Genomic DNA, 24,057 nt, shown 5'->3' with positions numbered 1-24,057 from the left:
CACATGAACGCACCCCTCAAGATTTCCATGCCGGCCGAGGCGTCCCAGGCGCCGAAGGGGTACAAGCTGCTGATCGACGGCAAGCATGTCGATGCCCGCGACGGCCGTACGATTGCGCGCCAGAGCCCCGGCCACGGCTTCACCGTTTCGCACTATGCGCAGGCCGGCGAGGCCGAAGTGGAAGCCGCAATGCAGGCCGCGCACAGGGCTTTCGAGACCGGCCCATGGCCGCGCATGAAGGCTGCCGAGCGCGCCGCGATCCTGCTCAAGGCGGCCGACCTGATCGAGGCTCGGCTGGAAGACATCGCCCGGCTCGACGCGCTGGAATCCGGCAAGCCGATCGCCCAGGCACGCGGCGAGATCGGTGGCGCCGTCGACATCTGGCGCTATGCCGCCTCGCTTGCCCGCACACTGCATGGAGAATCCTACGCCAATCTCGGCGACGCCATGCTGGGCGTCGTGCTGCGCGAACCGATCGGCGTCGTCTCGATCATCACGCCGTGGAATTTCCCGTTCCTCATCGTCAGCCAGAAACTGCCCTTCGCGCTTGCCGCCGGCTGCACGGCCGTCGTCAAGCCGAGCGAAATGACCTCAGCCTCGACCTTCGTGCTCGGCGATATCCTGATGCAGGCCGGCCTGCCCGCCGGCGTCGTCAACATCCTCGCCGGCCTTGGCGCCGATGTCGGTGCGCCGATGGTCGGCCATCCCCTGGTCGAGATGGTGTCATTCACCGGCTCCACCCGGGTCGGCAAGATGACGATGGCCTCGGCTGCGCAATCGCTGAAGAAAGTCTCGATGGAGCTCGGCGGCAAGAACGGCCAGATCGTCTTCCCCGACGCCGACCTCGAAGCGGCCGCCGACGCGGCGGTGTTCGGCGGCTTCTTCAATGCCGGCGAGTGCTGCAACGCCGGCAGCCGGCTGATCGTGCATGAGGCGATCGCCGACGAGTTTCTCAGCGCCGTCAAGGCGCTCACAGCCAAGGTGACGGTCGGCGATCCGCTCGATGACCGTACCAAGGTTGGGGCGATGATCTCGTCAGACCACCTGGCCAAGGTGGCAGGTTACGTGGCGTCAGCCGAGACCGACGGCAGCAGCGTCTACAGCGGCGGCAAGCAGCTGGCCTCCAATGCCGGCCAATACCTCGATCCCACCATCATCCGCGGCGTCACCGAGGATATGGCCATAGCGCGCGAGGAAGTATTCGGCCCGGTGCTCTCGGTGTTGACTTTTGAATCGATTGAAAAGGCGTTGCACATCGCCAACAACACGCCCTATGGTTTGTCGGCGGGCGTGTGGGGCGCCAGCATCGACACTTGCATGTCGGTGGCGCGTGGGGTGCGTTCGGGGACCGTCTGGGTGAACACATTCATGGAAGGTTATCCCGAGCTGCCTTTCGGAGGCTACAAGCAGTCCGGTCTCGGACGCGAACTCGGCAAGCGTGCCGTCGAGGATTATACCGAGGAAAAGACAATCCAGTTTCATCGCGGCCAGCGCACCGGATGGTGGGTCGGCTGAGTTGAGAAGAACCCGGCGGGCATCCGCCGGTCGTGTAGATGCAACAAGGGAGGAAGTACATGTTGCGCAAACTGCTTATCGGAACGGCGCTCGCATCGGGTCTGGCTTTCGCGGCCCATGCCGAGGACGTCAAGGAAGTCCAGATGCTGCATTGGTGGACGTCAGGCGGCGAAGCGGCTGCTCTCAACGTCCTCAAGGGTGATCTGGCCAAGGAAGGCTACGCCTGGAAAGACGTGCCGGTCGCCGGCGGTGGCGGCGACGCTGCCATGACCGCGCTGAAGGCGATGGTTGCCGCTGGCAACTATCCGACCGCCTCGCAGATGCTCGGCTACACCGTGCTCGACTATGCCGCCGCCGGCGTCATGGGCGACCTGACCGAGACGGCGAAGAAGGAAGGCTGGGACAAGTCCGTTCCGGCAGCCCTGCAGAAGTTCTCTGTCTATGAAGGCAAGTGGGTCGCGGCTCCGGTCAACGTCCACTCGGTCAACTGGCTGTGGATCAACAAGGCCGTCATGGACAAGATCGGCGGCACCGAGCCGAAGACCTTCGACGACTTCGTTGCCCTGCTCGACAAGGCCAAGGCGGCAGGCGTGATCCCGCTCGCTCTCGGTGGCCAGAACTGGCAGGAAGCCACCATGTTCGACTCGGTCGTGCTGTCGACTGGCGGACCTGAGTTCTACAAGAAGGCCTTCAACGACCTCGACGACGCTTCGCTCAAATCCGACACGATGAAGAAGTCGTTCGACAACCTGGCCAAGCTCGTCACCTATGTCGACCCGAACTTCTCGGGCCGCGACTGGAACCTTGCCACCGCCATGGTCATCAAGGGCGATGCCCTGGTGCAGGTCATGGGCGACTGGGCCAAGGGTGAGTTCCACGCCGCCAAGAAAACCCCGGGCACGGACTTCCTGTGCTATCGCTTCCCGGGCACCGACGGCTCGGTGATCTACAACTCCGACATGTTCGGCATGTTCAACGTTCCGGACGACCGCAAGGCCGCCCAGGTCGCGTTGGCCACCGCCACCCTGTCGAAGAGCTTCCAGTCGGCCTTCAACGTCGTCAAGGGTTCGGTTCCGGCTCGTACCGACGTTCCGGACACCGACTTCGACGCTTGCGGCAAGAAGGGCATCGCCGACCTGAAGGCAGCCAATGACGGCGGCACGCTGTTCGGCTCGCTGGCCCAGGGTTATGGCGCGCCTCCGGCGGTCGCCAATGCCTACAAGGATGTCGTCTCCAAGTTCGTCCATGGTCAGATCAAGACCTCGGACGAGGCCGTGACCGAGCTGGTCAAGGCGATCGACGACGCCAAGTAAGCGCCACACACCCAAAACGCCTTCCCCGCTCCGGCGGGGAAGGCCCAAATCCGCGAACTAATATCCGCGAACCTGGTTGGCCTCGCGTCGACGGGAGGAGCCCCATGAGCACGGTAGCGACAAGCCAGATCAAGCTGACGCCGGAGCGGCACCGCGCCTCGGTGCGCTCGCGCTTGCAGGACGCCCTGCCGAAGATCGTTCTGGCGCCGAGCTTCGCCATCACCATCGTCTTCGTCTACGGCTTCATCCTATGGACGATCTATCTATCCTTCACCAATTCCAAGACCTTCCCGTCCTATGTCATCACCGGCTCGCGCGCCTATCAGCGGCTGTGGGGCTGGACCTTCGACACCGACCCGCCGTCAAGCTGGTACACGTCGATCACCAATATGGGCATTTTCGGTTTCCTCTACATCTTCATCTGCCTGGCGCTCGGCCTGTTCCTGGCCATCCTGCTCGACCAGAAGATCCGCGGCGAAGGCGTGCTGAGGCCGATCTACCTCTACCCGATGGCGCTGTCCTTCATCGTCACCGGCGTCGCCTGGAAATGGTTCCTCGATCCCGGCCTCGGCCTCGAGCAGACCTTGCATCAATGGGGCTGGACGAGCTTCCATTTCGACTGGATCAAGAACAAGGATTTCGTCATCTACACGGTGGTCATCGCCGGCGTCTGGCAGGCTTCCGGCTTCATCATGGCGATGTTCCTGGCCGGCCTGCGCGGCATCGACGGCGAGATCATGAAGGCGGCGCAGATCGATGGCGCCACCACCTTCCAGCTCTATCGCCGCATCGTCATCCCGCTGCTGCGGCCGATCTTCCTGTCGGCCTTCATCGTGCTCGCGCACCTCGCCATCAAATCCTACGATCTGGTCGTGGCGCTGACCAGCGGCGGGCCGGGCGGCTCGGCCTGGCTACCGTCCAACTTCATGTATGAATACACGTTCAAGCGCAACGAGATGGCCGTCGGCTCGGCAAGTGCGGTGATCATGCTGATGACCATCGTCGCCATCATCGTGCCCTATCTCTATTCGGAACTGCGGGAGAAGCCGCGATGAGCGCTGTCACCACTCCCGCCCGCCAGGCCTCTGGCGGCGTCAACGTCAAGATCATCAACCGCATCGTTATCTATGGGCTGCTGGCGCTGTTTGCGCTGTTCTACCTGATGCCGCTGTTCGTCATGCTGGTGACCTCGTTCAAGACCATGGACGAGATCCAGAACGGCAACATGCTGGCATTGCCCAAGGCGCCGACCTTCGACCCATGGCTGAAGGCCTGGGGCGAGACCTGCGTCGGTCTCACCTGCGCCGGCATCAAGGGTTATTTCTGGAACTCCATCAAGATGGTGGTTCCAGCCGTGCTGATCTCGACGATGCTCGGGGCGCTGAACGGCTACGTGTTGACCAAATGGCGCTTCCGCGGCGCAACGCTGGTGTTCGGGCTGATGCTGTTCGCCTGCTTCATCCCGTTCCAGTCGGTGCTGCTGCCGATGGCGACCATCCTCGGCAGCTTGGGCCGCTTCGGCGTCACGCTGCAGAACTCGGTTGGAACGAGCTTTGGCCTCGGCAACCCGACGGTCAACCTCGTCTTCGTCCACGTCGTCTACGGCATCGGCTTCACCACTTTGTTCTTCCGCAATTACTACGAGGCGTTCCCGACCGAACTGGTCAAGGCGGCGCAGGTCGATGGCGCCTCCTTCTTCCAGATCTTCCGCCGCATCATGCTGCCGAATTCGATGCCGATCTTCGTCGTCACCGTCATCTACCAGTTCACCAACATCTGGAACGACTTCCTGTTCGCCTCGGCTTACGCCGGCACCGGCGACGCGATGCCGATGACGGTGGCGCTCAATAACGTCGTCAACACCTCGACCGGCGTCGTCGAATACAACGTCAACATGGCCGCCGCGATGATCGCGGCACTGCCCACCCTTCTCGTCTATGTGCTCGCCGGCCGCTACTTCGTGCGCGGTCTCATGGCTGGCGCCGTCAAAGGATAATCTGATGGCTTTTCTGGAAATTGATGGTCTGAGAAAGCGCTTCGGCCAGGTCGAGATCCTGAAAGGGATCGATGTCGAACTCGAGAAAGGCGGCTTCCTGGTGCTGGTCGGCCCGTCCGGCTGCGGTAAGTCGACCTTGCTCAACACGATTGCCGGGCTGGAGACGATCACCTCGGGTGAAATCCGCGTCGACGGCCGCGCCATCAACGATCTGCATCCCTCCAAGCGAGACATCGCCATGGTGTTCCAGAGCTATGCGCTCTACCCGAACATGACGGTGGCCGGAAACATCTCCTTTGGCATGGAGATGCGCGGCGTGCCGGCGGCGGAGCGCCAGAAGGCAATCGACAAGGTGGCCAAGGTGCTGCAGATCGGTCACCTGCTGCAGCGCAAGCCGAGCCAGCTTTCCGGCGGCCAGCGCCAGCGCGTCGCCATGGGTCGGGCGCTGGTGCGCGACCCCAAACTGTTCCTGTTCGACGAGCCGCTCTCCAACCTCGATGCCAAGCTGCGCGTCGACATGCGCATCGAGATCAAGCGCCTGCACGCCACCACCGGCACCACCATCGTCTATGTCACCCACGACCAGATCGAGGCGATGACGCTGGCGACCAAGATCGCCGTCATGCGCGACGGCGAGGTGCAGCAGTTCGGCACCCCGGCCGAAATCTACAACAACCCGACCAATCTCTTCGTCGCCGACTTCATGGGCTCGCCGGCGATGAACCTGATCCCGGCGACGATCGGCACCAACGGCAACGCGCTGTCCGTCGTGCTGCAGCGCGAGGCGCGCGAGCCGATCAATCTGCCGATGGCCAATGCCCCGGCGGGCCTGTCGGCATTCCAGGGCAAGCCGATCATCTTCGGCGTCCGCCCTGAAGCGCTGACCGATCCGGAAGGTGCCGAGCGCAACGCGTCGAACATCGCCACCGCCGACTGCCACATCGAGGTCGTCGAACCGGCAGGCTCGGACACCTTCGCCGTCACCAATCTCGGCGGCAAGGGCGTGGTGGCGCGGCTGCGCGCCGACGCCAACATCCAGCCGGGCACCAGCACGCCACTCGCCTTCAATCTGACCAAGGCGGTGTTCTTCGATCCGGCGACCGAAAACCGCATTCGCTGACGGCTATGACAAATCCGGACATCGTCATCATCGGCTCCGGCATTGGCGGCGCCACGATCGCCTCCGGCCTTGCCGGCAGCGGCGCCTCGATCCTGATGCTGGAACGAGGCGAGCCGCTGCCGGCGACGCCGCACGCACGCGACACGCGCTCGATCTTCGTCGACGGCCATTATCGGCCGAAGGAGATGTGGCGCGAGGCCGGCGGTGCCGCCTTCAATCCCGGCAATTACTACTATGTCGGCGGGAATTCGAAATTCTACGGCGCGGTGCTGATCCGCTACCGCAAAGAGGACTTTGCGGCCATGGAGCATTTCGGCGGCGTCTCGCCGGCCTGGCCGTTTTCCTATGAGGAATTCGAGCCCTGGTATTCCAGAGCCGAACAGCTGTTTCGCGTGCGCGGTGCACTGGGCGAGGACCCGACCGAGCCGTTCCATTCGGTCCCCTATGCCTTCAAGCCGGTGCCCGACGAAGCCCCCATCGCCCGCGCCCGCGCCGAGCTGAAAAACCTCGGCCTGCATCCGGCCTCGCTGCCGCTCGGCGTCGATATCGACACCTGGCTGAAAGAGGGCAAGACCGGCTGGGATGCCTTCCCGAACACCGGCCAAGGCAAGGTCGACGCGCAGACGGGACCGCTGACGGCTGCCCTGACCGACCAGAACATCAAGCTTGAGACTGGAGCCTATGTCGAATATCTCGAAGTATCGCCCGACGGCAAAACCATATCAGCCATTCACTACCGGCAGAATGGCGCGCTGAAGAAGGTATCGCCGAAGCTGGTCATCCTCTCGGCCGGCGCGGTCAATTCCGCCGTTATCCTGCTGCGCTCGCCCACATCGGATGGCAAAGGCCTCGCCAACCGCTCCGACCAGGTCGGCCGTAATTTCATGAACCACAATTCGAGCGCCATGCTGGCGATCGATCCGCGTCGCCGCAACGATTCCGTCTACCAGAAGACGCTGATGCTGAACGACTATTATCTGTCCGACGGCAAGGGCGGCAAACCGCTCGGCAATGTCCAGTTGCTCGGTAAGATCGACGGCAACATGCTCAAGGCCAATGTCAAATACACGCCGAAATTCGCGCTCGATTTCATGGCCGGCCACGCTGTCGACTGGTACCTGATGTGCGAGGACCTGCCCGATCCGGAAAGCCGCATCATGGTCGACGGCAAGGACATCGTCATGCAGTGGCGGCGCTCCAACATGCAGTCGCTCGACGGGCTGACCAAAGTGATGCGCGAAAACTTCCGCGCCTGCGGTTATCCCCTAGTGCTGTCGCGCCCCTTCGACAAGCGCACGCCGTCGCACCAGTGCGGCACGGTCAAGATGGGCGACGATCCGGCCACCGCGCCGCTCGACCCGTTCTGCCGCTCGTTCGACCACCGGAACCTGTTCGTCGTCGACGGCGGCTTCCTACCCAACTCGGCCGCCGTGAACCCGGCGCTGTCGATCGCCGCACAGGCGCTGCGCGTTGCCGACCATATCCGCAAGGGCGAACTGGCATGACCCGTCCGGCGGCCATCGTCACCGGCGGCGCGCGCGGCATTGGCCTTGCCTGCGCCGAGGCGCTGGCCGATGCCGGCTTCGATATTCTGGTCGCCGACCTTGCTCAAAGAGCAGCTGACGGACTTGCCACCGATATCGCCCGGCGCGGCGCGAAACTCGCTTATGTCCGTTGCGACATTGCCGACCTCGCCAGCCACACCGCACTTGTCGATGCGGCGATGCAGGCCTTCGGCCGTATCGACTGCCTGGTCAACAATGCCGGCGTCGGCGCCGTCGTGCGGGGTGACTTACTGGACCTTCAGCCGGAAAATTTCGACCGTGCGCTGAACATCAACCTGCGCGGCACCGTCTTCCTCAGCCAGGCCGTCGCCAAGGCGATGCTGGCCACATCGGGCGATCAGAGATCAATCATCACCATCACCTCGGTCAGCGCCGAAATGGCGTCACCGGAGCGGCCGGACTACTGCATCTCGAAGGCCGGGCTTTCGATGTGGGTGAAGAACCTGGCGCTGCGGCTTGCGCCCGAAAATATCGGCGTGTTCGAGGTGCGGCCCGGCATCATCCGCACCGACATGACGGCAGGCGTCACCGCCAAATACGACGCCCTCATCGACGGTGGCCTGGTGCCGGCAAAGCGCTGGGGCGAAGCATCAGACATTGGTGCGGTGGTGGCGACGCTCGCCGGCGGCAAGCTTGGCTTTTCGACCGGCTCGATCATCAATGTCGACGGCGCGCTCTCCGTGCCGCGACTGTAAGTGGACAATGTCATGACCGACTACATCATCGTGGGCGCCGGTCCGGCCGGCTGCGTTCTGGCCAACCGGTTGAGCGAGGATCCGGACAATTCGGTCCTGCTGCTGGAGGCCGGCGGCAAGGACTGGCATCCCTATATCCACATGCCCGCGGGCTTCGCCAAGATGACCAAAGGGATCGCCTCCTGGGGCTGGTCGACCGTGCCGCAGAAGCACATGAAGGATCGCGTTTTCTGGTACACACAGGCCAAGGTGGTCGGCGGCGGCTCGTCCATCAACGCCCAGATCTACACGCGCGGCAATGCCCGCGACTATGATGCCTGGGAGAAGGAAGAGGGTCTCACCGGCTGGGGCTATCGCGACGTGCTGCCTTACTTCAAACGCGCCGAAAACAACCAGCGCTACGCCAACGACTTTCACGGCGACCAGGGCCCGCTCGGCGTGTCCAACCCGATTTCGCCGCTGCCGATCTGCGAGGCCTATTTCCGCGCCGGCCAGGAGATGGGTATCCCCTTCAATCCGGATTTCAACGGCGCCAGCCAGGAAGGCGTCGGCTATTACCAGCTGACTCAGAAAGACGCCCGGCGCTCCTCCGCTTCGGTCGCCTACCTCAGACCGATCCGCGCCCGCAAGAACCTGACCGTCAGGACCGATGTGCTGGTGACGCGCATCGTCGTCGAGAAGGGCCGTGCCATCGGCGTCGAGGTGGTCGACAGGCCAGGCGGCGAGAAGAAGATCCTGCGCGCCGAGCGCGAGGTGATCGTCTCGTCCGGCGCCATCGGCTCGCCGAAACTCTTGATGCAGTCGGGCATCGGTCCGGCCGACCATCTGAAAGCGGTCGGCGTCACACCGGTGCACGACCTGCCCGGCGTCGGCTCCAACATGCAGGACCATCTAGACCTGTTCGTCATCGCCGAATGCACCGGCGACCACACCTACGACAACTACGCCAAGCTGCACCGCACGGCCTGGGCCGGTCTGCAATATCTGCTTTTAAAGAAGGGGCCAGTGGCCTCCAGCCTGTTCGAGACCGGCGGCTTCTGGTACGCCGACCCGACCGCCGCCTCGCCCGACATCCAGTTCCATCTCGGCCTAGGCTCCGGTATCGAGGCCGGCGTCGAGAAGCTGAAAAACCCCGGCGTCACCTTGAACTCGGCCTTCCTGCGGCCGCGCTCGCGCGGCACGGTGAGGCTGAAGAGTGCCAATCCCGCCGACCACCCGCTGATCGATCCGAACTACTGGTCCGATCCCTATGACCGCGCCATGTCGATCAAGGGGCTGAGACTGGCGCGCGAGATCATGCGGCAGAAGGCGCTTGCCCCTTATGTGATGCGCGAAGTGCTGCCCGGCCCGTCACTCGTCAGCGACGACGAGCTGTTCGACTATGCCTGCCGCAGTTCCAAAACCGACCACCACCCGGTCGGCACCTGCCGCATGGGCCATGACGATATGGCCGTCGTGACGCCGGATCTGCGGCTGCGCGGCATTGAGGGCCTGCGGGTCTGCGACGCCTCGGTGATGCCGCGCGTGCCGTCCTCCAACACCAATGCACCGACAATCATGGTCGGTGAAAAAGGCGCCGACCTTGTCCTCGGCCGCGAGCCATTGCCGCCGGCGGTGTTTTCCGGAAACCGGGCAGCTTAGCCATTTAGGAGCAAGAAATGATCAGGCACTGTGTTTTCGCTAGATTCCGCAATGATGTTGGCGACGGCGAGCGCAAGGCGATCCATGCCGACCTCGAGGCGCTACGACAGGTGATCGATGGCATGGACACGGTCCAGTTCAGCGCCAATGTCAGCCCCGAGCCGTTCGCCCGCGGCTTCACCCACGGCTTCACCATCGATTTCCGCGATGCCGCCGCGCGCGACGCCTATCTGGTGCATGAGGCGCATCAGCGCGCCGGCGCGCGGCTGGTCGCGGCTCTCGAAGGCGGCACGGACGGACTGATGGTCTTCGATCTCGATCTTACGAAAAAGTGACCGCCGGCTTTTCGAAAGCCAGCTGATCGCTGTTCTCTTTTGCCAATCGGGCGACATATCGTTGCTCACGGGGATGGCAAAGGAGGAAGGTCTTGACCCTCAATTCGCAGCAGAAAAAGACTGTTCTGGCCTCATTCCTGGGCTGGACGCTGGACGCATTTGATTTCTTCCTTCTGACATTCCTGCTCACCGATATTGCGTCTGAATTCCAGACCGACGTACCTGCAGTCTCCAAGGCGCTGTTCCTGACGCTGGCAACGCGCTTCATCGGCGCGTTCTTCTTCGGCATGCTTGCCGACAAATACGGGCGCAAGCCCATCCTCATGCTCAACATCGTCAGCTACTCGGTGATTGGCGCGCTGGCCGCCTTCTCGCCCAATCTCGGTATCTTCCTGGCGCTGCGCGCTCTGTTCGGCATCGCCATGGGTGGCGAATGGGGGCTTGGCAGTTCGCTGGCCATGGAATCCATCCCGCCCAGTGCCCGCGGCATGGTTTCGGGCATCCTGCAGTGCGGCTATCCGGCCGGTTATCTCCTGGCGGCGGTGGTCTATGGCCTGCTCTATCAGCAGACAATCGGCGGCTACACGATCGGCTGGCGTGCCATGTTCCTGCTCAGCTTCGTGCCTGCCCTGATTGTCCTGTTCATCCGCTCGCATGTGCCGGAATCGCCGGCCTTCGTCGAAGCGCAGAAGACCGCGAGACCAGGCCTTCTGGAAACGCTACAGAAACACTGGGGCGTCGCGCTCTATGCCGTCGTGCTGATGATGTTCTTCAATTTCTTCAGCCATGGCACGCAGGATCTCTACCCGACCTTCCTGAAGAAGCAGCACGGCTTCGATCCGCATACGGTGAGTTGGATCACCATCGTCGCCAACATCGGCGCCATCGTCGGTGGCCTGGCATTCGGCGCGCTGTCGGAGAAGATCGGCCGCGTCAACGCCATCACGCTGGCCTGCCTGATCGCCTTGCCGTCGATCCCGCTGTGGGCCTACTCGACCACGCCCTTCATGCTCGCCATCGGCGCCTTCATCATGCAGGTCGCGGTGCAGGGCGCCTGGGGCGTCATCCCGGTGCACCTCAATGAGCTTTCGCCCGGCGCGGTGCGGGCGACCCTGCCGGGCTTCATCTATCAGGCGGGTAATCTCGCGGCATCCTATGGCGGCCCCTATCAGGCTGGAATCGCTGAAAGCGCCGGGGGCAGCTATGGCTATGCGCTGGCGCTGTTCGCAGGCGTGGTCGCCGTTTGCATCATCGTCGTCATCCGTTTCAGTCCGGAACGACGTGGCCAGGTGATGACCGTGCTGAGTTGACAGCAGTCAACCAAGCCTAAGTGCGACGACACCGGCGACGATGCTGAGCGCGGCGGCACCGCGCCAGCCCGTCATCTTCTCGCCGAGCGCGAACACCGAGATCATCATGGCAAACAGGATCGAAGTTTCGCGCAGCGATGCCACCGAGGCGATCGGCGCCTTGGTCATCGCCCACATCACGATCCAGTAGGCCGCACCACTGAGCACGCCGGTGAACAGCCCCGTCTTCCAGTCGCGCGCCAGCACCGGCAGCGCCTTCGGCCCACGGAAGATGAGGCAAAGCACCAAGGCGCCAAAAGCATCGCAGATGAACAGCCAGGCGGCATAGCTCTGCGCCGTGGCGGCCAGCCGCGCGCCGCTGCCGTCGGACAGCGTGTAGCTGGCGATGAAGATCGAGGTGCCGAGCGCAAAGCCTACCGCGCGCAGGTTGAGTTTCTCCAGATGCGCGCCGCCGCGAAACGACATCACCAGCGTACCGGCCGACAACAAAAAGATGCCGAGAATGGCGAACGGGCCGGGAATCTCGGCAACGACGAACATGCCGCCAAAGGCCGCCAGCAGTGGTGCGGTGCCGCGCGCCAGCGGATAGGTCTGGGCGAAATCGCCGGCCTTGTAGGCGCCGATCAGGAAGGTCCGGTAGCCCATGTGGAAAACGACGGAGGCGATGATGTAGGGCCACACTTCCGCCTTCGGCACTTCGACGAAGGGCAGCACGACGAGTGCTGCGGCGCCCATGCCGAGCGTCATCAGCGTGATCGACAGGAAGCGGTCGAGATGGACCTTGACCAGCGCGTTCCAGATCGCGTGCATGGCGGCGGCGGCAAGCACTGCGAAGAAGACGAAAAGTGTCATGCGCGGCTCATGGGGCGATGCCGGGCGTTTCCAGGTCGATGTCGACCCGCAGCGGGAAATGATCCGATGCAACCTCGCCGATGTCGGCGCTGACCGAGCGCACGCGCCCGGCGAACATGCCGCCGACGAAGCAATGATCGAGCCGGCGCTTTGCCACTTTGCCGTCGATGGTCTTCACATGGGTGTGGAAGTCCTGAGCCGGCTCGCTGGCGACAGCGGCGGCGTCGACAAAGCCGTCGAGATAAGCAGCCCCGCGATGGTAGGGTGTGCTGCCGACGATACGGCTATATTCGGCGCTGCCCGGCTCCATGTTGAAATCGCCCATCCAGATCGCCGCCAGCGGGTTTTCCGGCTCCGCTTCACCACTGGTCCAATTGCGCGTGGGCTCATCGTCGACGCCGCTCCACGGCCCGCCATCGGACGGTGCCCGGCGATGCTCGGCCATGAGATAGTCGATCTGCTCCAACCGCTCCTCGACCGCGATATGAGCGAGATGCAGCGACAACAGGCGCACCGGGCCGGCCGGCGTGCGGATCATGCATTCGAGCGCCGCATTGCGCGTGTTGAGCGGCAGCAAGGTGCGGCGCATCGGCAGCGCATGCAGCCGCGACCAGACGATCGGCAACTTAGACAGCATCATGGTGCCGAATTGCCGGCGCCGGTTGACAAGGCGACCGTCGCGCTGCTCGCTGGCATCCATGTCGAAGGCCGGGCCATAGACCCAGTGATAGTCCGGCAGCAGGCGAGAAAGCAGTTCCGGCTGGTCGTCGTGATCGCTGCGCTGCCAGTGCCGCTCGACCTCCTGCAAGGCGATGATATCGGCGCCGGCAACGATGCGCGCGGCGCGCGAAAGATCATAGCGGCCGTCGCTGCCGAACCCGTACTGGATGTTGTAGCTGACCAGCTTCATTGCTTATCCGGCTCAATTTTGTGATGGCAGTAGCCGTTCGGCGCTAGCGTTGCAATGTGCCGAGCGAGCGACGGGGCTGGGCCAGCGGTCAGGTCGTCGTCAGTGGCTGGAAACTTCCAGCCGGCGATGCCGCCAGTTCCGACCAGTCGATTTCCTCTTCAAGCCGATGGTAGGCCTCGTCACCGATCGTACCGTTACGGCGCAATTCCTCCAGCGTGTCGCGCTGGCGGTTGATGGCATAAAGGCGCAGCCGATCGTATTCGGTCGCGGCCTGTGCGTCCTCCGGGTTTTCCGCAATCAGGCGCTGAGCCTCGTATTGCTCGCGCACAACGGCGGCCGCGGCCGATGTCTTGCGGCTCAACACGTCGAGTGCGGCCTGCATGATGGCAACGCGCGCCTGCGCCACTTCGTTGTCGACGGTTCTGTCCGGGTCGAAGTTGAGTATCCGCAGCAAAGGCTTCAGGCTCATGCCTTGCAGCACCAGGGTGCCCAGAACCACTGCGAAGGCGGCAAGCACAATCGGATCACGGCCGGGAAAATTGGCCGGCAGGGCAATCGCCACCACCAGCGTCACCAGCCCCCGCATGCCGCACCAACCAACGAGCACCGCGCCGCCAAACGTCGGCACATCTCGCCTTGTTTCTTCGCTGCGGAAGCGGGCAAACCATCGTATGATCGCAACATAACTCGCCACCCAGACGAGGCGCGCCACGATGACGACGGCCAGCACCGTTGCGGCGAAGAGAAATGCTTCGCCCTGTCCGTCGCCGGAGAGCCGGCCGACGATCGACCGCGCCTGCAGGCCCATCAGCACGAAAGCCAGAACATTGAGCACAAACACCGCCGACTCCCAGACAGAATAGGTGCTGACGCGGCGTCTCGCCGACATGCGGCGCGGCGCCCTGCGCGCGATGGTCATCGCGTAGACGACGATGGTGATGATGGCCGAAAGACCGAGCCTGTCAGCGAGGATCCAGACCCCGAAAGTTCCGGCGAATTGCACCACCGTGCTGCTCGCCGCATCCTCGATCCGGGTGAGCGTCATGAGCGAGAAGCGGCCAAGCAGATAACCCGCGACGAGGCTGCCTATCGTTGATAGCAAGATCGTCGGAATGGCGTTGCTCAGCATAATCGAGCCGAGCGCTGCCGAAACCGCCAGCCGGTAGATCAGCAGTGCCGTGGCATCGTTGAGCAGGCTCTCGCCCTGCAGGATTGCGGTGATGCGGTGCGGCACCTTGAATTGTCCGAGCACGGCAGATGCCGCCACCGCATCCGGAGGTGCTACGATGGCGCCGAGCGCGATCGCCGCGGCGATCGGCAGCCCGGCCATCTTCCAGCCGACGAAGGCAACGACCGCGGTGGTGAAGACGACAGCGCCAAGCGCCAGCAGAGCCAGCGATAGCCGGTAGCGCTTCAGGTCGCGCAATGAGGTGTCATAGGCGGCGTCGAGAAGCACCGGAGCGATGAACAGGGCAAGCGCCAGTTCCGGATCGATCTCGATCATTGGCGCACCCGGCACGAAGGCAATCCCGACCCCGGCCAAAGCCAGTAGGGACGGATAGGGAATCTCCAACCGTCGCGATAACGCCGTCAATGCAACGGCAGTCAAAAGCAGGACAAGGGTGAGTTCGAAAAGAGCCATGGGCTGTTACTTCAGTGAGACGGGACTGCCGGCGCAGATATACCAGCAGGATGCGGTCGATTGGCCATCAAACTCAAGCCCTCTGGCTGTAGGCCTCTAACCGCCTCCTGCCGTAAAAGACCGATATGATCCTCATCGGCCAATATGACTCCCCCTTCGTTCGCCGCGTCGGCATCGCGCTGACGCTCTACGGGATATCCTACGAGCATCATCCCTGGTCGGCCTTCGGCGATGCCGACAAGATCCGGTCTTACAATCCATTGACGCGGGTGCCGACGCTGGTGCTCGACAATGGCGAAGTGCTGATCGAAAGCCATTTGATGCTCGACTATCTCGACAGCCTCGTCCCAGTCGACCGACGGATGTTTCCGACGACCGAACCGGCCCGCCATCAGGCGTTGAAGGTCTCGGCCCTGGCCACCGGGCTCGGCGACAAGGCGGTCAGCCTGTTCTACGAGATGCGATTGCACGAGAAGGTCTCCGACCTCTGGGCTGGGCGCTGCCGCACACAGATAGAGACTGTCCTTGCCGTGCTGGAAGCCGATCTCAAGGAAAGGTCGACGCTCTACTGGTTCGGCGACCGCATCGGTCACGCCGATATCGCAGTTGCCGCGGTGTTTCGCTTCATCGGCGAGGCGCATCCAGGGCTGGTTTCGCCGGCTGACTTCCCAGCGCTCGGCGCACATGCCGAGCGAATGGAAGCACTGCCTGTCTTTCAAACGGTCTCACAACCGTTCATCGCGCCCGCCTAGGCAAGCGCTGGCGCAGCCTAGTGCAGCACCAGCATATCGCTCGACGAGAACGAGATCTCGGCCTTCTCACCGACCGCAGGCGGCGGCGTTGCCGGGCTGTTGAAGGTGTCGAGCGAGACCGTGTTGCCACCGATACCGACACGAACCCGGATCACCGAGCCGAGGAAATGCACTTCGGAGATTTCTCCCGACAGGCTGGAGTCGCGACCGGGCTGGCGGCCGAGCGAAATCGCTTCCGGACGCAACGCCAGCGACAGCGTGTCGCCCGACTTGGAGCCATTGAGCTTGCCCTTGAGCGAAACCTGTTCGGAATTGACCCGCACCGTGCCTGCCGCAGCGTCGGTGACAGTGCCTTCGAGCACGTTCAGCGTGCCGACGAAATTGGCGACGAACTTGGTTGCCGGGCGGTTGTATATCTCGAACGGCGTGCCGACCTGCTCGGCCTTGCCGCCATACATGACGGCGATGCGGTCGGAGATCGACAGCGCCTCCTCCTGGTCGTGCGTGACAAAGATGGTGGTGATGCCGAGCTTCTTCTGGATCGAGCGGATTTCCTCGCGCAGCGACACGCGCACCTTGGCGTCGAGCGCCGACAGCGGTTCGTCGAGCAGCAGCAGCTTCGGCTTCGGCGCGATGGCGCGCGCCAGCGCGATGCGCTGCTGCTGGCCACCCGAAAGCTGGTAGGGATAACGATCAGCCATCTGCGGCAGCTTGATCATGTCGAGCATCTCGGCGACGCGCTTGTCGGCGTCGGCTTTCGACATGCCGGCCACCTTCAGCCCGAAGGCAATGTTCTGTGCCACGGTCAGGTTTGGGAACAGCGCATAGGCCTGGAACACCATACCGACATTGCGCTGGTTGGGCTTCAACCTCGTAATGTCCTTGCCGGCGACGACGATCTTGCCGGCCGACGGCTCCTCGAAGCCGGCGACCATGCGCAGCACCGTTGTCTTGCCGCAACCGGACGGCCCAAGGAACGAGACGAACTCGCCCGGCTCGACGTCTAGACTGAAATCCTGGACCACGGTGTTGGAACCGTAGGATTTTCGCACATGCTGGATGGACAGGAATGGCTCGGCCATGGCTTTTTCTCTCAGGTCAGTGCTTTTCGATCAATTTGGACGGTTCGCCGATTTCGGCGCGAAGCGAGACAAGATCTGGATGAGCGACATGCAGCCCCAGGTAATGGCGAAGGCGATGATGGCAAGGGCTGCCGGTTCATAGGCGCGGTTGGCACCGATGTTCTGCAGGTATGGACCAAAGGCCGGGCGATTGAGCAGGCTCGCCATGGTGAACTCACCGATGACGATGGCAAAGGTAAGGAATGCGCCAGACAGGACGGCAATCAGCACATTGGGCAGGATGACGCGGCCAATGATAGTACCCCAGCCGGCGCCCAGGATCTGCGCCGCTTCCGTCAACGTCCGCACGTCGATGGTGCGCAGCCCGGTATCAACGGCACGATACATGTAAGGCAAAGCCAGCGTCGCATAGCCGATCACCAACAAGGCATTCGCACCCAGATTGCTGCCCAGGAACGGCAGCGGCGAATTCGAGCCATACATTCTGATATAGCCGAAGACGATGACGATAGCCGGAATGACCAGCGGCAAAAGCGTGATGAATTCGACGATTGGCCTGAGCTGCGGCAGACGCAGCCGGATCCAGTACGCCGCCGGCACCACGATCAGCACACCGAGGATGATGGTGAAGACGGCCGCCACCACCGAATACAGGAAGGTCGACTGGAAGCGCGCGTCGCCCAGCACGATCTGATAGGCGTCGAAGGAATGGACGCCACGCCGCATGCGCAGCGAGAACTCGACCGTTGCGAGCAACGGAATGAAGAAATAAGCCGCACCGACGATGAAGACGACCCAGGCCCAGAATTTTCCCGACTTCATTTCAGCCACCTCTCCGAGCGAGTCCGGAACCAGATGTAGAAGACATTGGCAAGCCCGGTGATGACGATCATGCCGAAGGCGATGGCATAGCCGAGTTGCGGGTTGTGCAGCACGTCGCCATTGATCTGCGAGTAGAGCTTGATCGGAACGATATTAAGCGCCGGGCCGGCAAACGCATAGGCGGTGGCGATGGCGCCGAAGGCATTGGCAAACAGAAGGATGACGGTGCCGAGGAAGCTTGGCCAAAGGACCGGTATGACCACCATGCGCCAATATTGCCATTGAGTGGCTCCGAGCGTGGAGGCAGCCTCGCCCCATTCCTTCTTGATGCCGTCGATTGCCGGCACGATGATCACCACCATCAGCGGGATCTGGAAGAACAGATAGACCGCGATCAGCCCCGATGTGGTGAGGAAATTGAAGCCCATCGCGTAGATGTTGATGTTGAGAACGTCACGCAGGAGCGTTGTGACGATACCGACACGGCCAAGCGTTGCCAGGAACGCGAAGGCGAGCGGCAAGCCGGCGAAATTCGAAGCGACGCCCGAAAAAGTCAGGGTCGCGGAGCGCGTCCAGCTTGGAAGCCCGCCGCGCACAATGGCGATGGCTATGGCAAGCCCGGCAAAGGCGCCGATGATGGCCGACCAGAAACTGATCTTGATCGAAACCCAGTAGGAACTGCTGATCGACGGATCGCTGACCAGCTGCAGGATGTTGTCCAGAGTAAACTGACCGTCACTGCGCTGAAAAGCTCCGAACACGAGATAGATCGTGGGCAGGATCAGGAACATCAGGGCGAAGATGAAGAAGGGCGCCACGCCGATCCATTGCGTCGGCAGGCGAAAAGTGGTCGCCGCATTGGGCGGCGCGGGCTTGGTGGCAAATGTCTGATTTGAAAGCGAGAGATCGGTCATGCGCCGGCTACCGTCTTCGAGGGAAGGCCGGGCGGCCTCGCGACCGCCCGGTGGATTTCAAATCTACTTGACGTTGGCGCCGACAACGGCATCCCAGTTCTTGGAGATGGCTTCCTTGGCCTTGCCCTGCTCGTCGAGCGTCGGGAACGCGGCCGAGGCATAGGATTCCGCCGGCGGCAGCTTGGCCAGCACGTCCGCCGGAATCTTGCCGTTCTTGGCGAGATCGTTGAAGCGGATCGGGTGGCAATAGCCCTTCAGCCAGCCGATCTGGCCTTCGTCGGAATAGAGGTATTCCATCCAGAGCTTGGCTGCATTCGGGTGCGGCGCAAAGGCGCTGATCGCCTGCACATAGACACCGGCGACAACGCCGGTCTTCGGCACGACGACATCGACGGGCGGGTTGCCCTTCAGCGTGTCGCGGCCAGCAAGCGCATTGTAGTCCCAGTTGATCAGGATCGGGGTCTGGCCCTGGGCGAGCGTTGCGGGCTTGCCGACGACCGGAACGAAGTTGCCGGCGGCGTTGAGCTTCTTGAAGAAGTCGAGGCCAGCGGTGCCGGCGGCTTCGCCAGCGGCGGCGCCCGACGACAGACCGGCGGCATACACCGCCTGGATGGCCTGGTTCGAAGCGCGCGGGTCACCGGCGACGGCTACCGTGTTGGCGAATTCCGGCTTCAAGAGGTCAGCCCAGTCCTTCGGCGATTCCTTGATCAGGTCCTTGTTCACCATGAACGACAGAACGCCGTAATAGTCGCCGTACCAGGCGCCATCGGCATCCTTGGCGCTGTCCGGGATCGAGTCCCAGGTAGAAACCTTGTAAGGCATCAACAGGCCATCGGCCTTGGCGGTCGGGCCGAAGGACAGGCCGACGTCGATGACGTCAGGCGCCTGCGGGCCCTTGTTGTCCTTGTTGGCCTTGATCGCCTCGACCTCGTCGCCGGAGCCGGCATCGGGGTTGAGCTCGTTGATGGTGATTTCCGGATATTTCGCCTTGAAGCCGGCGATAACGTCGCCGTAGCCGCACCAGTCATGCGGCAGCGCGATGGTGGTGAGCTGGCCTTCCGCCTTGGCGGCCTTGACGAGATCGTCCAGCGAAGCCGCGGACGAAATCACCGACGACACCATCAGGGTCGCGGCCGAAAGGGAAAGCACTTTCCCCGTGAATTTGAACATGTGTTCTCTCCGTTGAACTGACGCCGTTGGACGCCTGCGATGCGGTATCGTTTTCATGTGACAGCCAGATGAAAGCTTTGTGAAACCAGTCGCCGGCAGCATGAAAAGTTAACTCTTTTTAACCGACTGTAGCAATTAGCCATCACTTAATTTTCCGGCTAATTAGTTTCTGCCATATCTTTCATCCTTCCCCCCTTGGTTTGCCTTGATTTTCCAGATCAATTTTCAGCGATAAGAAGCCGTAAGAAGCCGTAAGAAGCCGTCTCAAACAGTGCCGGCGATGGCGTTTTCGAGCATGGTCAGCGCCGCCTTCTTGGTCAGCTTGACCGGGTTGCCGCCGGCGGTCGGATCGACCACCGCCATGTCGGCGATCAGCGCCTTGCGCTTCTTGTCCATGTCGAGCCCCTTGATCAGGCCCGGCAGCGCATGCGGCACCTTCAATTCCTTGCGCAGCTTGATGATCGCCTTGGCGAAGCCGTCGAAGCCGCCCTTGATGCCGCAATAGGCTGCGAGCCGGCCAATACGCTCCTCGATGGAGTCCCGGTTGAAGGCCAGCACATAAGGCATGAACACCGCATTGGTCATGCCGTGATGGGTGTCGTAGAGCGCACCGACCGGATGCGACAGCGAGTGGATCGCGCCGAGCCCCTTCTGGAAGGCGGCGGCGCCCATCGCGGCGGCACTCATCATATGGGCGCGCGCGACGAGATCCTTGCCGTTGGCATAGGCCTTCGGCAGGTTCTCGAAGACCAGCCTCACACCTTCGACGGCGATGCCGTCGGCCATCGGATGGTAGCCCAGCGCGCAATAGGCTTCGAGACAGTGGGCGAGCGCATCCATGCCGGTGCCGGCGGTGATGAAGCCGGGCATGCCGACCGACAGTTCCGGATCGGCGATGACGATGGCCGGCAACAATTTGGGATGGAAGATGACCTTCTTGGTGTGCGTCGCCTCATTGGTGATGACGCCGGCGCGGCCAACCTCCGATCCGGTGCCGGCAGTGGTCGGCACGGCGATGATCGGCGCGATGGCATCGGAATTGGCGCGCGTCCACCAGTCGTCGACATCCTCGAAGTCCCACACCGGCCGCGTCTGCCCGGCCTGGAAGGCGATCAGCTTGCCGAGATCGAGCGCCGAGCCGCCGCCGAAGGCGATGACGCCGTCATGCTTGCCCTTCTTGAACACGGCGATGCCGGCGGTCAGGTTGGACTCGACCGGGTTCGGCCTGACCTCGGAGAAGACGCCGTAGGGGACCTTGGCATCGTCGAGGATCTTCAGTGTCGAGGCGACGACCGGCAGTTTCGCCAAGCCCGGATCGGTGACGAACAGCGGCCGCTTGATACCGGTGGCCGCCAACACCTCAGGCAATTCCTTGATGCGCCCGGCGCCGAAGCGGACGGTGGTGGGGTAGTTCCATTTGGAGATCAGCTTGGACATTTTTGTCTTTCAATAAATCAGATGGCTTCGCGCAGATGGAATGATTTCGGCCTGGTCAGATTGTCATAGCCGATGGCCGACAAGCCCGCGCCCTTGCCGGTGTCCTTGACGCCGGTCCAGACCAGGGCCGGATCGAGATAGTCGCAGCGGTTCATGAACACCGTGCCGGTCTCGACGCGGTTGCCGATCGCCACCGCATGCTCGGTATCGCGCGTCCAGATCGAGGCGGTCAGGCCGTAGGGGCTGTCGTTCATCAGCGCGATCGCCTCTTCGTCGTTGCGCACCTTCATGATGCCGACGATCGGGCCAAAGCTTTCCTCGCGCATGACGCTCATCTGATGATCGACATCCGTCAGCACTTCCGGTGCCAGATAGGGCGAACCGGCCTTGTCGTTAGCCACCTTCATGTTGATGTGCGCCTTGGCACCCTTGCGCAGTGCCTCGGCCTTCTGTTCGCGGATCAGGTCGGCGAAACGAGCCTGCGCCATCGGTCCCATCGTCGTCGCCTGATCGAGCGGATTGCCGACGACATAGTTTTTCGTCTCGGCGATAAAGCCCTCGACGAATTCGTCATAGACCTTTTCGTGCACATAGACGCGTTCGATGCCGCAGCAGCACTGGCCGGAATTGTAGAAGGCGCCGTCGACCAGATTGGCGACGGCATGGTCCATCTTGGCGTCAGGCAGCACATATGCCGGATCCTTGCCGCCAAGCTCGAGCCCGAGCGTCATGAAGGTGCCGGCCGCCGCCTTTTCGATTGCGCGGCCGCCGCCGACCGAGCCGGTAAAATTGACATGGTCGATCTTGCCCGAGCCGAGCAGCCTTTCGGTCTGCGCATGGTTGAGCACGACATTCTGGAACACGCCCTTGGGCAGGCCGACCTCGTCGAAAGCCTGCTGGAAGCGCTCGCCGACCAGCAGCGTCTGCGCCGCATGCTTGAGGATGACAGTGTTGCCGGCCATCAGCGCCGGCACGATGGTGTTGACGGCGGTGAGGTAAGGATAATTCCACGGTGCGATCACCATGACCACGCCAAGCGGATCCTTCTTCACATAGCGGCGGAACCCGTCCTTCGGGTTGGAGGCCGGCACCGACTTGAGCGCCTGCTCGGCGATCTCGACCATGTAGTTGGTGCGTTCCTTGACGCCGCCGAATTCGCCGCCATAACGCACGGGCCGCCCCATCTGCCAGGCGATTTCCGGCACGATCTCGTCGGTCATCGCGACCAGCGCTTCCAGCATCGCGAGCATGTACTTGCCGCGCTCGACGATCGGCGTCAGCGCCCATTTCTCTTGCGCCGCCTTGGCACGCTCGACCGCGGCATTGACCGCCTGATCTGTTGCGATCGGCCGCTCGGCATAGATCGAGCCATCGATGGGGGTAATGAGTTTGACCGTCTCGGTCATTTTGTAAGTCCTCGTATTCTACAACAAAAATCGTATGGCCTGGCGCTGCCCTCATCCGCCTGCCGACACCCTCTCCCCATTCTTCACGGGGAGAGGGTAAGGGTGAGGGAGCGGCGCCGACGAACGGTCGATACCTAGTACCGCTCGAACCCTCTATGCAGTTCCCAATCCGTAATGCGGCGGTCGTATTCGAACTGCTCCCATTTTGCGGTGTGGACATAGTGTTCGAGCACATCCTCGCCGAGCGCCTGCTTGAGCATCTTGGACTTCGCCAGCGTCTCGGTGGCATCGCGCAGCGTCTTCGGGATCTCCGGCAAACGAGATGCCTGATAGGCATCGCCGACAAACGGCTTCTGCAATTCCAGCTTCTCGTCGATGCCGGCAAGGCCGGCGGCGATCAGCGCCGCGAAGGCGAGATACGGGTTCAAGTCGGCGCCGCCGATGCGGCATTCCATGCGGATGCCCTTGGTGCCCTCGCCGCACAGGCGGAAGCCGGCGGTGCGGTTGTCCTCGCTCCACATGATCTTGGTCGGCGCGAAGGTGCCGGCCTGGAAGCGCTTGTAGGAGTTGATGTAGGGCGCCAGGAACCAGGTGAATTCCTTGGCGTATTTGAGCTGGCCGGCGGCCCATTGCTGGCCGAGCGCCGACAGCGTCCAGTCGGCTTTTTTGTCAAAGAAAAGCGGCGTCTTACCATCGGCGCTCCACAGCGAATTGTGGATGTGGCTGGAATTGCCGGCGAGCCCGTAATTGTACTTGGACATGAAGGAAATCGCCTTGCCCTCGGACTCGGCGATTTCCTTGGCGCCGTTCTTCAAGATGACGTGGCGGTCGGCCATGTCGAGCGCCTCGGCATAGCGCACATTGATCTCTTCCTGGCCCGGACCCCACTCGCCCTTGGAGTTCTCGATCGGAATGCCGGCCGCTTCCATCTCGTTGCGAAGCCGGCGCATGACGCCCTCTTCCTTGGTGGTGATGCCGATCTGGTAGTCGCCGATATAGGGCGATGCGGTATCGAGACCCTGCCAGTGCTTCTTGCGGGCGGAATCGTAGGTCTCGTTGAACAGATAGAATTCAAGCTCGGAAGCGAAATAGCCGATATAGCCGCGCTCCGTCAGCCGCTTGACCTGCTTCTTGAGGATGGCTCGCGGTGAATGCGGCAGGTCGTCATGGGTGTGGTGGTCGAGCACGTCGCAGATCACGAGTGCGGTCTTTTCCAGCCAGGGAATGCGCCGCAGCGTGGCGAGATCAGGCTTCATGACGAAGTCGCCATAACCTTTCGACCAGCTCGCCGCCTTGTAGCCGGGCACCGGTTCCATATCGATGTCGGCGGCCAGCAGATAGTTGCAGCCATGCGTCTCGTCATGCGCGGAATCGACGAAATACTGCGCCAGGAAACGCTTTCCGGCGAGCCGACCCTGCAGGTCGACGATGCAAGCGAGCACCGTGTCGATCTCGCCGCTGGAGACCGCTTTCTTCAATTGATCGAACGAGAAATTTCCGGCCATTCCTTTGGCACTCCAGCGCTTGTCGTTTGGGGCTTGTCATATTGAACGGAAATAAAAAACCGTGGCGAGCGGACC

At 62.5% G+C, this 24,057-nt stretch carries 21 protein-coding genes; 11 read left to right on the top strand and 10 right to left on the bottom strand.

All coding sequences use genetic code 11. From position 1 onward, the window contains the following. Positions 1-3 precede the first annotated feature (3 nt). The 10 genes from C8D77_RS03205 (at position 4) to C8D77_RS03160 (ending at position 11,490) form a co-directional block, all read left to right on the top strand. A complete protein-coding gene (locus C8D77_RS03205; RefSeq protein ID WP_109659238.1) occupies positions 4-1,515 on the top strand; it encodes an aldehyde dehydrogenase family protein in 1,512 nt (503 codons plus the stop codon). Positions 1,516-1,574: 59 nt separating this feature from the next. After that, entirely contained in the window at positions 1,575-2,828 is a 1,254-nt protein-coding gene (locus C8D77_RS03200; RefSeq protein ID WP_056595179.1) for an ABC transporter substrate-binding protein, read from the top strand. 104 nt (positions 2,829-2,932) lie between these two features. After that, a complete protein-coding gene (locus C8D77_RS03195) occupies positions 2,933-3,883 on the top strand; it encodes a carbohydrate ABC transporter permease (protein WP_109659236.1) in 951 nt (316 codons plus the stop codon). Continuing rightward, positions 3,880-4,824, top strand: coding sequence for a carbohydrate ABC transporter permease (locus C8D77_RS03190; protein ID WP_109659234.1), 945 nt, complete (start codon positions 3,880-3,882; stop codon positions 4,822-4,824). The genes C8D77_RS03195 and C8D77_RS03190 overlap by 4 nt, the downstream gene beginning before the upstream one ends. 4 nt (positions 4,825-4,828) lie before the next feature. Then, on the top strand, positions 4,829-5,944 hold the full coding sequence (locus C8D77_RS03185; protein WP_109659232.1) for an ABC transporter ATP-binding protein: 1,116 nt from the start codon (positions 4,829-4,831) through the stop codon (positions 5,942-5,944). Positions 5,945-5,949: 5 nt separating this feature from the next. Continuing rightward, the gene (locus tag C8D77_RS03180) at positions 5,950-7,449 is read left to right on the top strand and encodes a GMC oxidoreductase (RefSeq protein WP_109659230.1); all 1,500 of its coding nucleotides are present in this window, start codon (positions 5,950-5,952) and stop codon (positions 7,447-7,449) included. After that, positions 7,446-8,204: a 3-ketoacyl-ACP reductase gene (locus tag C8D77_RS03175; protein WP_109659228.1), complete on the top strand. Its 759-nt coding sequence runs from the start codon at positions 7,446-7,448 to the stop codon at positions 8,202-8,204. Before C8D77_RS03180 ends, C8D77_RS03175 begins: the two co-directional genes overlap by 4 nt. A gap of 12 nt (positions 8,205-8,216) precedes the next feature. After that, positions 8,217-9,845: a GMC family oxidoreductase gene (locus C8D77_RS03170; RefSeq protein WP_109661216.1), complete on the top strand. Its 1,629-nt coding sequence runs from the start codon at positions 8,217-8,219 to the stop codon at positions 9,843-9,845. Between the two features lie 17 nt (positions 9,846-9,862). Next, positions 9,863-10,180: a Dabb family protein gene (locus C8D77_RS03165; RefSeq protein WP_109659226.1), complete on the top strand. Its 318-nt coding sequence runs from the start codon at positions 9,863-9,865 to the stop codon at positions 10,178-10,180. A 92-nt stretch (positions 10,181-10,272) separates the two neighbouring features. Beyond that, positions 10,273-11,490 carry an MFS transporter gene (locus tag C8D77_RS03160; protein ID WP_109659224.1) on the top strand — a complete coding sequence of 406 codons (1,218 nt, stop codon included), beginning with the start codon at positions 10,273-10,275 and terminating at the stop codon, positions 11,488-11,490. 6 nt (positions 11,491-11,496) lie between these two features. On the opposite strand, the gene C8D77_RS03155 is transcribed toward C8D77_RS03160, so the two are convergent. From C8D77_RS03155 to C8D77_RS03145, 3 genes are all read right to left on the bottom strand, one after another. Then, a complete protein-coding gene (locus tag C8D77_RS03155) occupies positions 11,497-12,342 on the bottom strand; it encodes an EamA family transporter (protein ID WP_109659222.1) in 846 nt (281 codons plus the stop codon). 7 nt (positions 12,343-12,349) lie between these two features. Then, positions 12,350-13,252 (bottom strand): endonuclease/exonuclease/phosphatase family protein, encoded by a 903-nt coding sequence (locus C8D77_RS03150; RefSeq protein ID WP_109659220.1) that lies wholly within the window; start codon positions 13,250-13,252, stop codon positions 12,350-12,352. A gap of 88 nt (positions 13,253-13,340) precedes the next feature. Beyond that, complete coding sequence (locus C8D77_RS03145) at positions 13,341-14,894, bottom strand: cation:proton antiporter (protein WP_109659218.1); 1,554 nt, start codon at positions 14,892-14,894, stop codon at positions 13,341-13,343. A 125-nt stretch (positions 14,895-15,019) separates the two neighbouring features. Here C8D77_RS03145 and C8D77_RS03140 point away from each other — a divergent pair, with 125 nt between their 5' ends. Further along, positions 15,020-15,646 carry a glutathione S-transferase family protein gene (locus tag C8D77_RS03140; protein ID WP_109659215.1) on the top strand — a complete coding sequence of 209 codons (627 nt, stop codon included), beginning with the start codon at positions 15,020-15,022 and terminating at the stop codon, positions 15,644-15,646. A 17-nt stretch (positions 15,647-15,663) separates the two neighbouring features. Here the strand turns inward: C8D77_RS03140 and C8D77_RS03135 are convergent, their stop codons facing one another. The 7 genes from C8D77_RS03135 to C8D77_RS03105 form a co-directional block, all read right to left on the bottom strand. Further along, positions 15,664-16,728 carry an ABC transporter ATP-binding protein gene (locus C8D77_RS03135; protein ID WP_109659214.1) on the bottom strand — a complete coding sequence of 355 codons (1,065 nt, stop codon included), beginning with the start codon at positions 16,726-16,728 and terminating at the stop codon, positions 15,664-15,666. A 30-nt stretch (positions 16,729-16,758) separates the two neighbouring features. Beyond that, positions 16,759-17,550 carry an ABC transporter permease gene (locus C8D77_RS03130; protein ID WP_109659212.1) on the bottom strand — a complete coding sequence of 264 codons (792 nt, stop codon included), beginning with the start codon at positions 17,548-17,550 and terminating at the stop codon, positions 16,759-16,761. Beyond that, the gene (locus C8D77_RS03125) at positions 17,547-18,464 is read right to left on the bottom strand and encodes an ABC transporter permease (RefSeq protein ID WP_109659210.1); all 918 of its coding nucleotides are present in this window, start codon (positions 18,462-18,464) and stop codon (positions 17,547-17,549) included. Before C8D77_RS03125 ends, C8D77_RS03130 begins: the two co-directional genes overlap by 4 nt. A 63-nt stretch (positions 18,465-18,527) precedes the next feature. Further along, on the bottom strand, positions 18,528-19,634 hold the full coding sequence (locus tag C8D77_RS03120; RefSeq protein WP_109659208.1) for an ABC transporter substrate-binding protein: 1,107 nt from the start codon (positions 19,632-19,634) through the stop codon (positions 18,528-18,530). Between the two features lie 264 nt (positions 19,635-19,898). After that, complete coding sequence (locus tag C8D77_RS03115) at positions 19,899-21,071, bottom strand: iron-containing alcohol dehydrogenase (protein WP_109659206.1); 1,173 nt, start codon at positions 21,069-21,071, stop codon at positions 19,899-19,901. 17 nt (positions 21,072-21,088) lie between these two features. Continuing rightward, positions 21,089-22,477, bottom strand: a complete 1,389-nt coding sequence (locus C8D77_RS03110) for an aldehyde dehydrogenase family protein (RefSeq protein WP_109659203.1) — start codon at positions 22,475-22,477, stop codon at positions 21,089-21,091. 134 nt (positions 22,478-22,611) lie between these two features. Further along, positions 22,612-23,982, bottom strand: coding sequence for a glutamine synthetase family protein (locus C8D77_RS03105; protein ID WP_109659201.1), 1,371 nt, complete (start codon positions 23,980-23,982; stop codon positions 22,612-22,614). Positions 23,983-24,057: the final 75 nt, after the last annotated feature.

Origin of the sequence: Mesorhizobium loti, from assembly GCF_003148495.1 — a bacterium.
GTDB classification, from domain to species: Bacteria; Pseudomonadota; Alphaproteobacteria; order Rhizobiales; family Rhizobiaceae; genus Mesorhizobium; species Mesorhizobium loti.
Note: the sequence above shows the minus strand (reverse complement) of the source record. Positions and strands in the feature narration are given on the sequence as shown.

Excerpts from the sequence above, each read along its gene's own strand:
- C8D77_RS03205 (WP_109659238.1), top strand. The coding sequence starts at position 4 with ATGAACGCACCCCTCAAGATTTCCATGCCGGCCGAGGCGTCCCAGGCG.
- C8D77_RS03200 (WP_056595179.1), top strand. The coding sequence starts at position 1,575 with ATGTTGCGCAAACTGCTTATCGGAACGGCGCTCGCATCGGGTCTGGCT.
- C8D77_RS03195 (WP_109659236.1), top strand. The coding sequence starts at position 2,933 with ATGAGCACGGTAGCGACAAGCCAGATCAAGCTGACGCCGGAGCGGCAC.
- C8D77_RS03190 (WP_109659234.1), top strand. The coding sequence starts at position 3,880 with ATGAGCGCTGTCACCACTCCCGCCCGCCAGGCCTCTGGCGGCGTCAAC.
- C8D77_RS03185 (WP_109659232.1), top strand. The coding sequence starts at position 4,829 with ATGGCTTTTCTGGAAATTGATGGTCTGAGAAAGCGCTTCGGCCAGGTC.
- C8D77_RS03180 (WP_109659230.1), top strand. The coding sequence starts at position 5,950 with ATGACAAATCCGGACATCGTCATCATCGGCTCCGGCATTGGCGGCGCC.
- C8D77_RS03175 (WP_109659228.1), top strand. The coding sequence starts at position 7,446 with ATGACCCGTCCGGCGGCCATCGTCACCGGCGGCGCGCGCGGCATTGGC.
- C8D77_RS03170 (WP_109661216.1), top strand. The coding sequence starts at position 8,217 with ATGACCGACTACATCATCGTGGGCGCCGGTCCGGCCGGCTGCGTTCTG.
- C8D77_RS03165 (WP_109659226.1), top strand. The coding sequence starts at position 9,863 with ATGATCAGGCACTGTGTTTTCGCTAGATTCCGCAATGATGTTGGCGAC.
- C8D77_RS03155 (WP_109659222.1), bottom strand. The coding sequence starts at position 12,342 with ATGACACTTTTCGTCTTCTTCGCAGTGCTTGCCGCCGCCGCCATGCAC.
- C8D77_RS03150 (WP_109659220.1), bottom strand. The coding sequence starts at position 13,252 with ATGAAGCTGGTCAGCTACAACATCCAGTACGGGTTCGGCAGCGACGGC.
- C8D77_RS03145 (WP_109659218.1), bottom strand. The coding sequence starts at position 14,894 with ATGGCTCTTTTCGAACTCACCCTTGTCCTGCTTTTGACTGCCGTTGCA.
- C8D77_RS03140 (WP_109659215.1), top strand. The coding sequence starts at position 15,020 with ATGATCCTCATCGGCCAATATGACTCCCCCTTCGTTCGCCGCGTCGGC.
- C8D77_RS03135 (WP_109659214.1), bottom strand. The coding sequence starts at position 16,728 with ATGGCCGAGCCATTCCTGTCCATCCAGCATGTGCGAAAATCCTACGGT.
- C8D77_RS03130 (WP_109659212.1), bottom strand. The coding sequence starts at position 17,550 with ATGAAGTCGGGAAAATTCTGGGCCTGGGTCGTCTTCATCGTCGGTGCG.
- C8D77_RS03125 (WP_109659210.1), bottom strand. The coding sequence starts at position 18,464 with ATGACCGATCTCTCGCTTTCAAATCAGACATTTGCCACCAAGCCCGCG.
- C8D77_RS03120 (WP_109659208.1), bottom strand. The coding sequence starts at position 19,634 with ATGTTCAAATTCACGGGGAAAGTGCTTTCCCTTTCGGCCGCGACCCTG.
- C8D77_RS03115 (WP_109659206.1), bottom strand. The coding sequence starts at position 21,071 with ATGTCCAAGCTGATCTCCAAATGGAACTACCCCACCACCGTCCGCTTC.
- C8D77_RS03110 (WP_109659203.1), bottom strand. The coding sequence starts at position 22,477 with ATGACCGAGACGGTCAAACTCATTACCCCCATCGATGGCTCGATCTAT.
- C8D77_RS03105 (WP_109659201.1), bottom strand. The coding sequence starts at position 23,982 with ATGGCCGGAAATTTCTCGTTCGATCAATTGAAGAAAGCGGTCTCCAGC.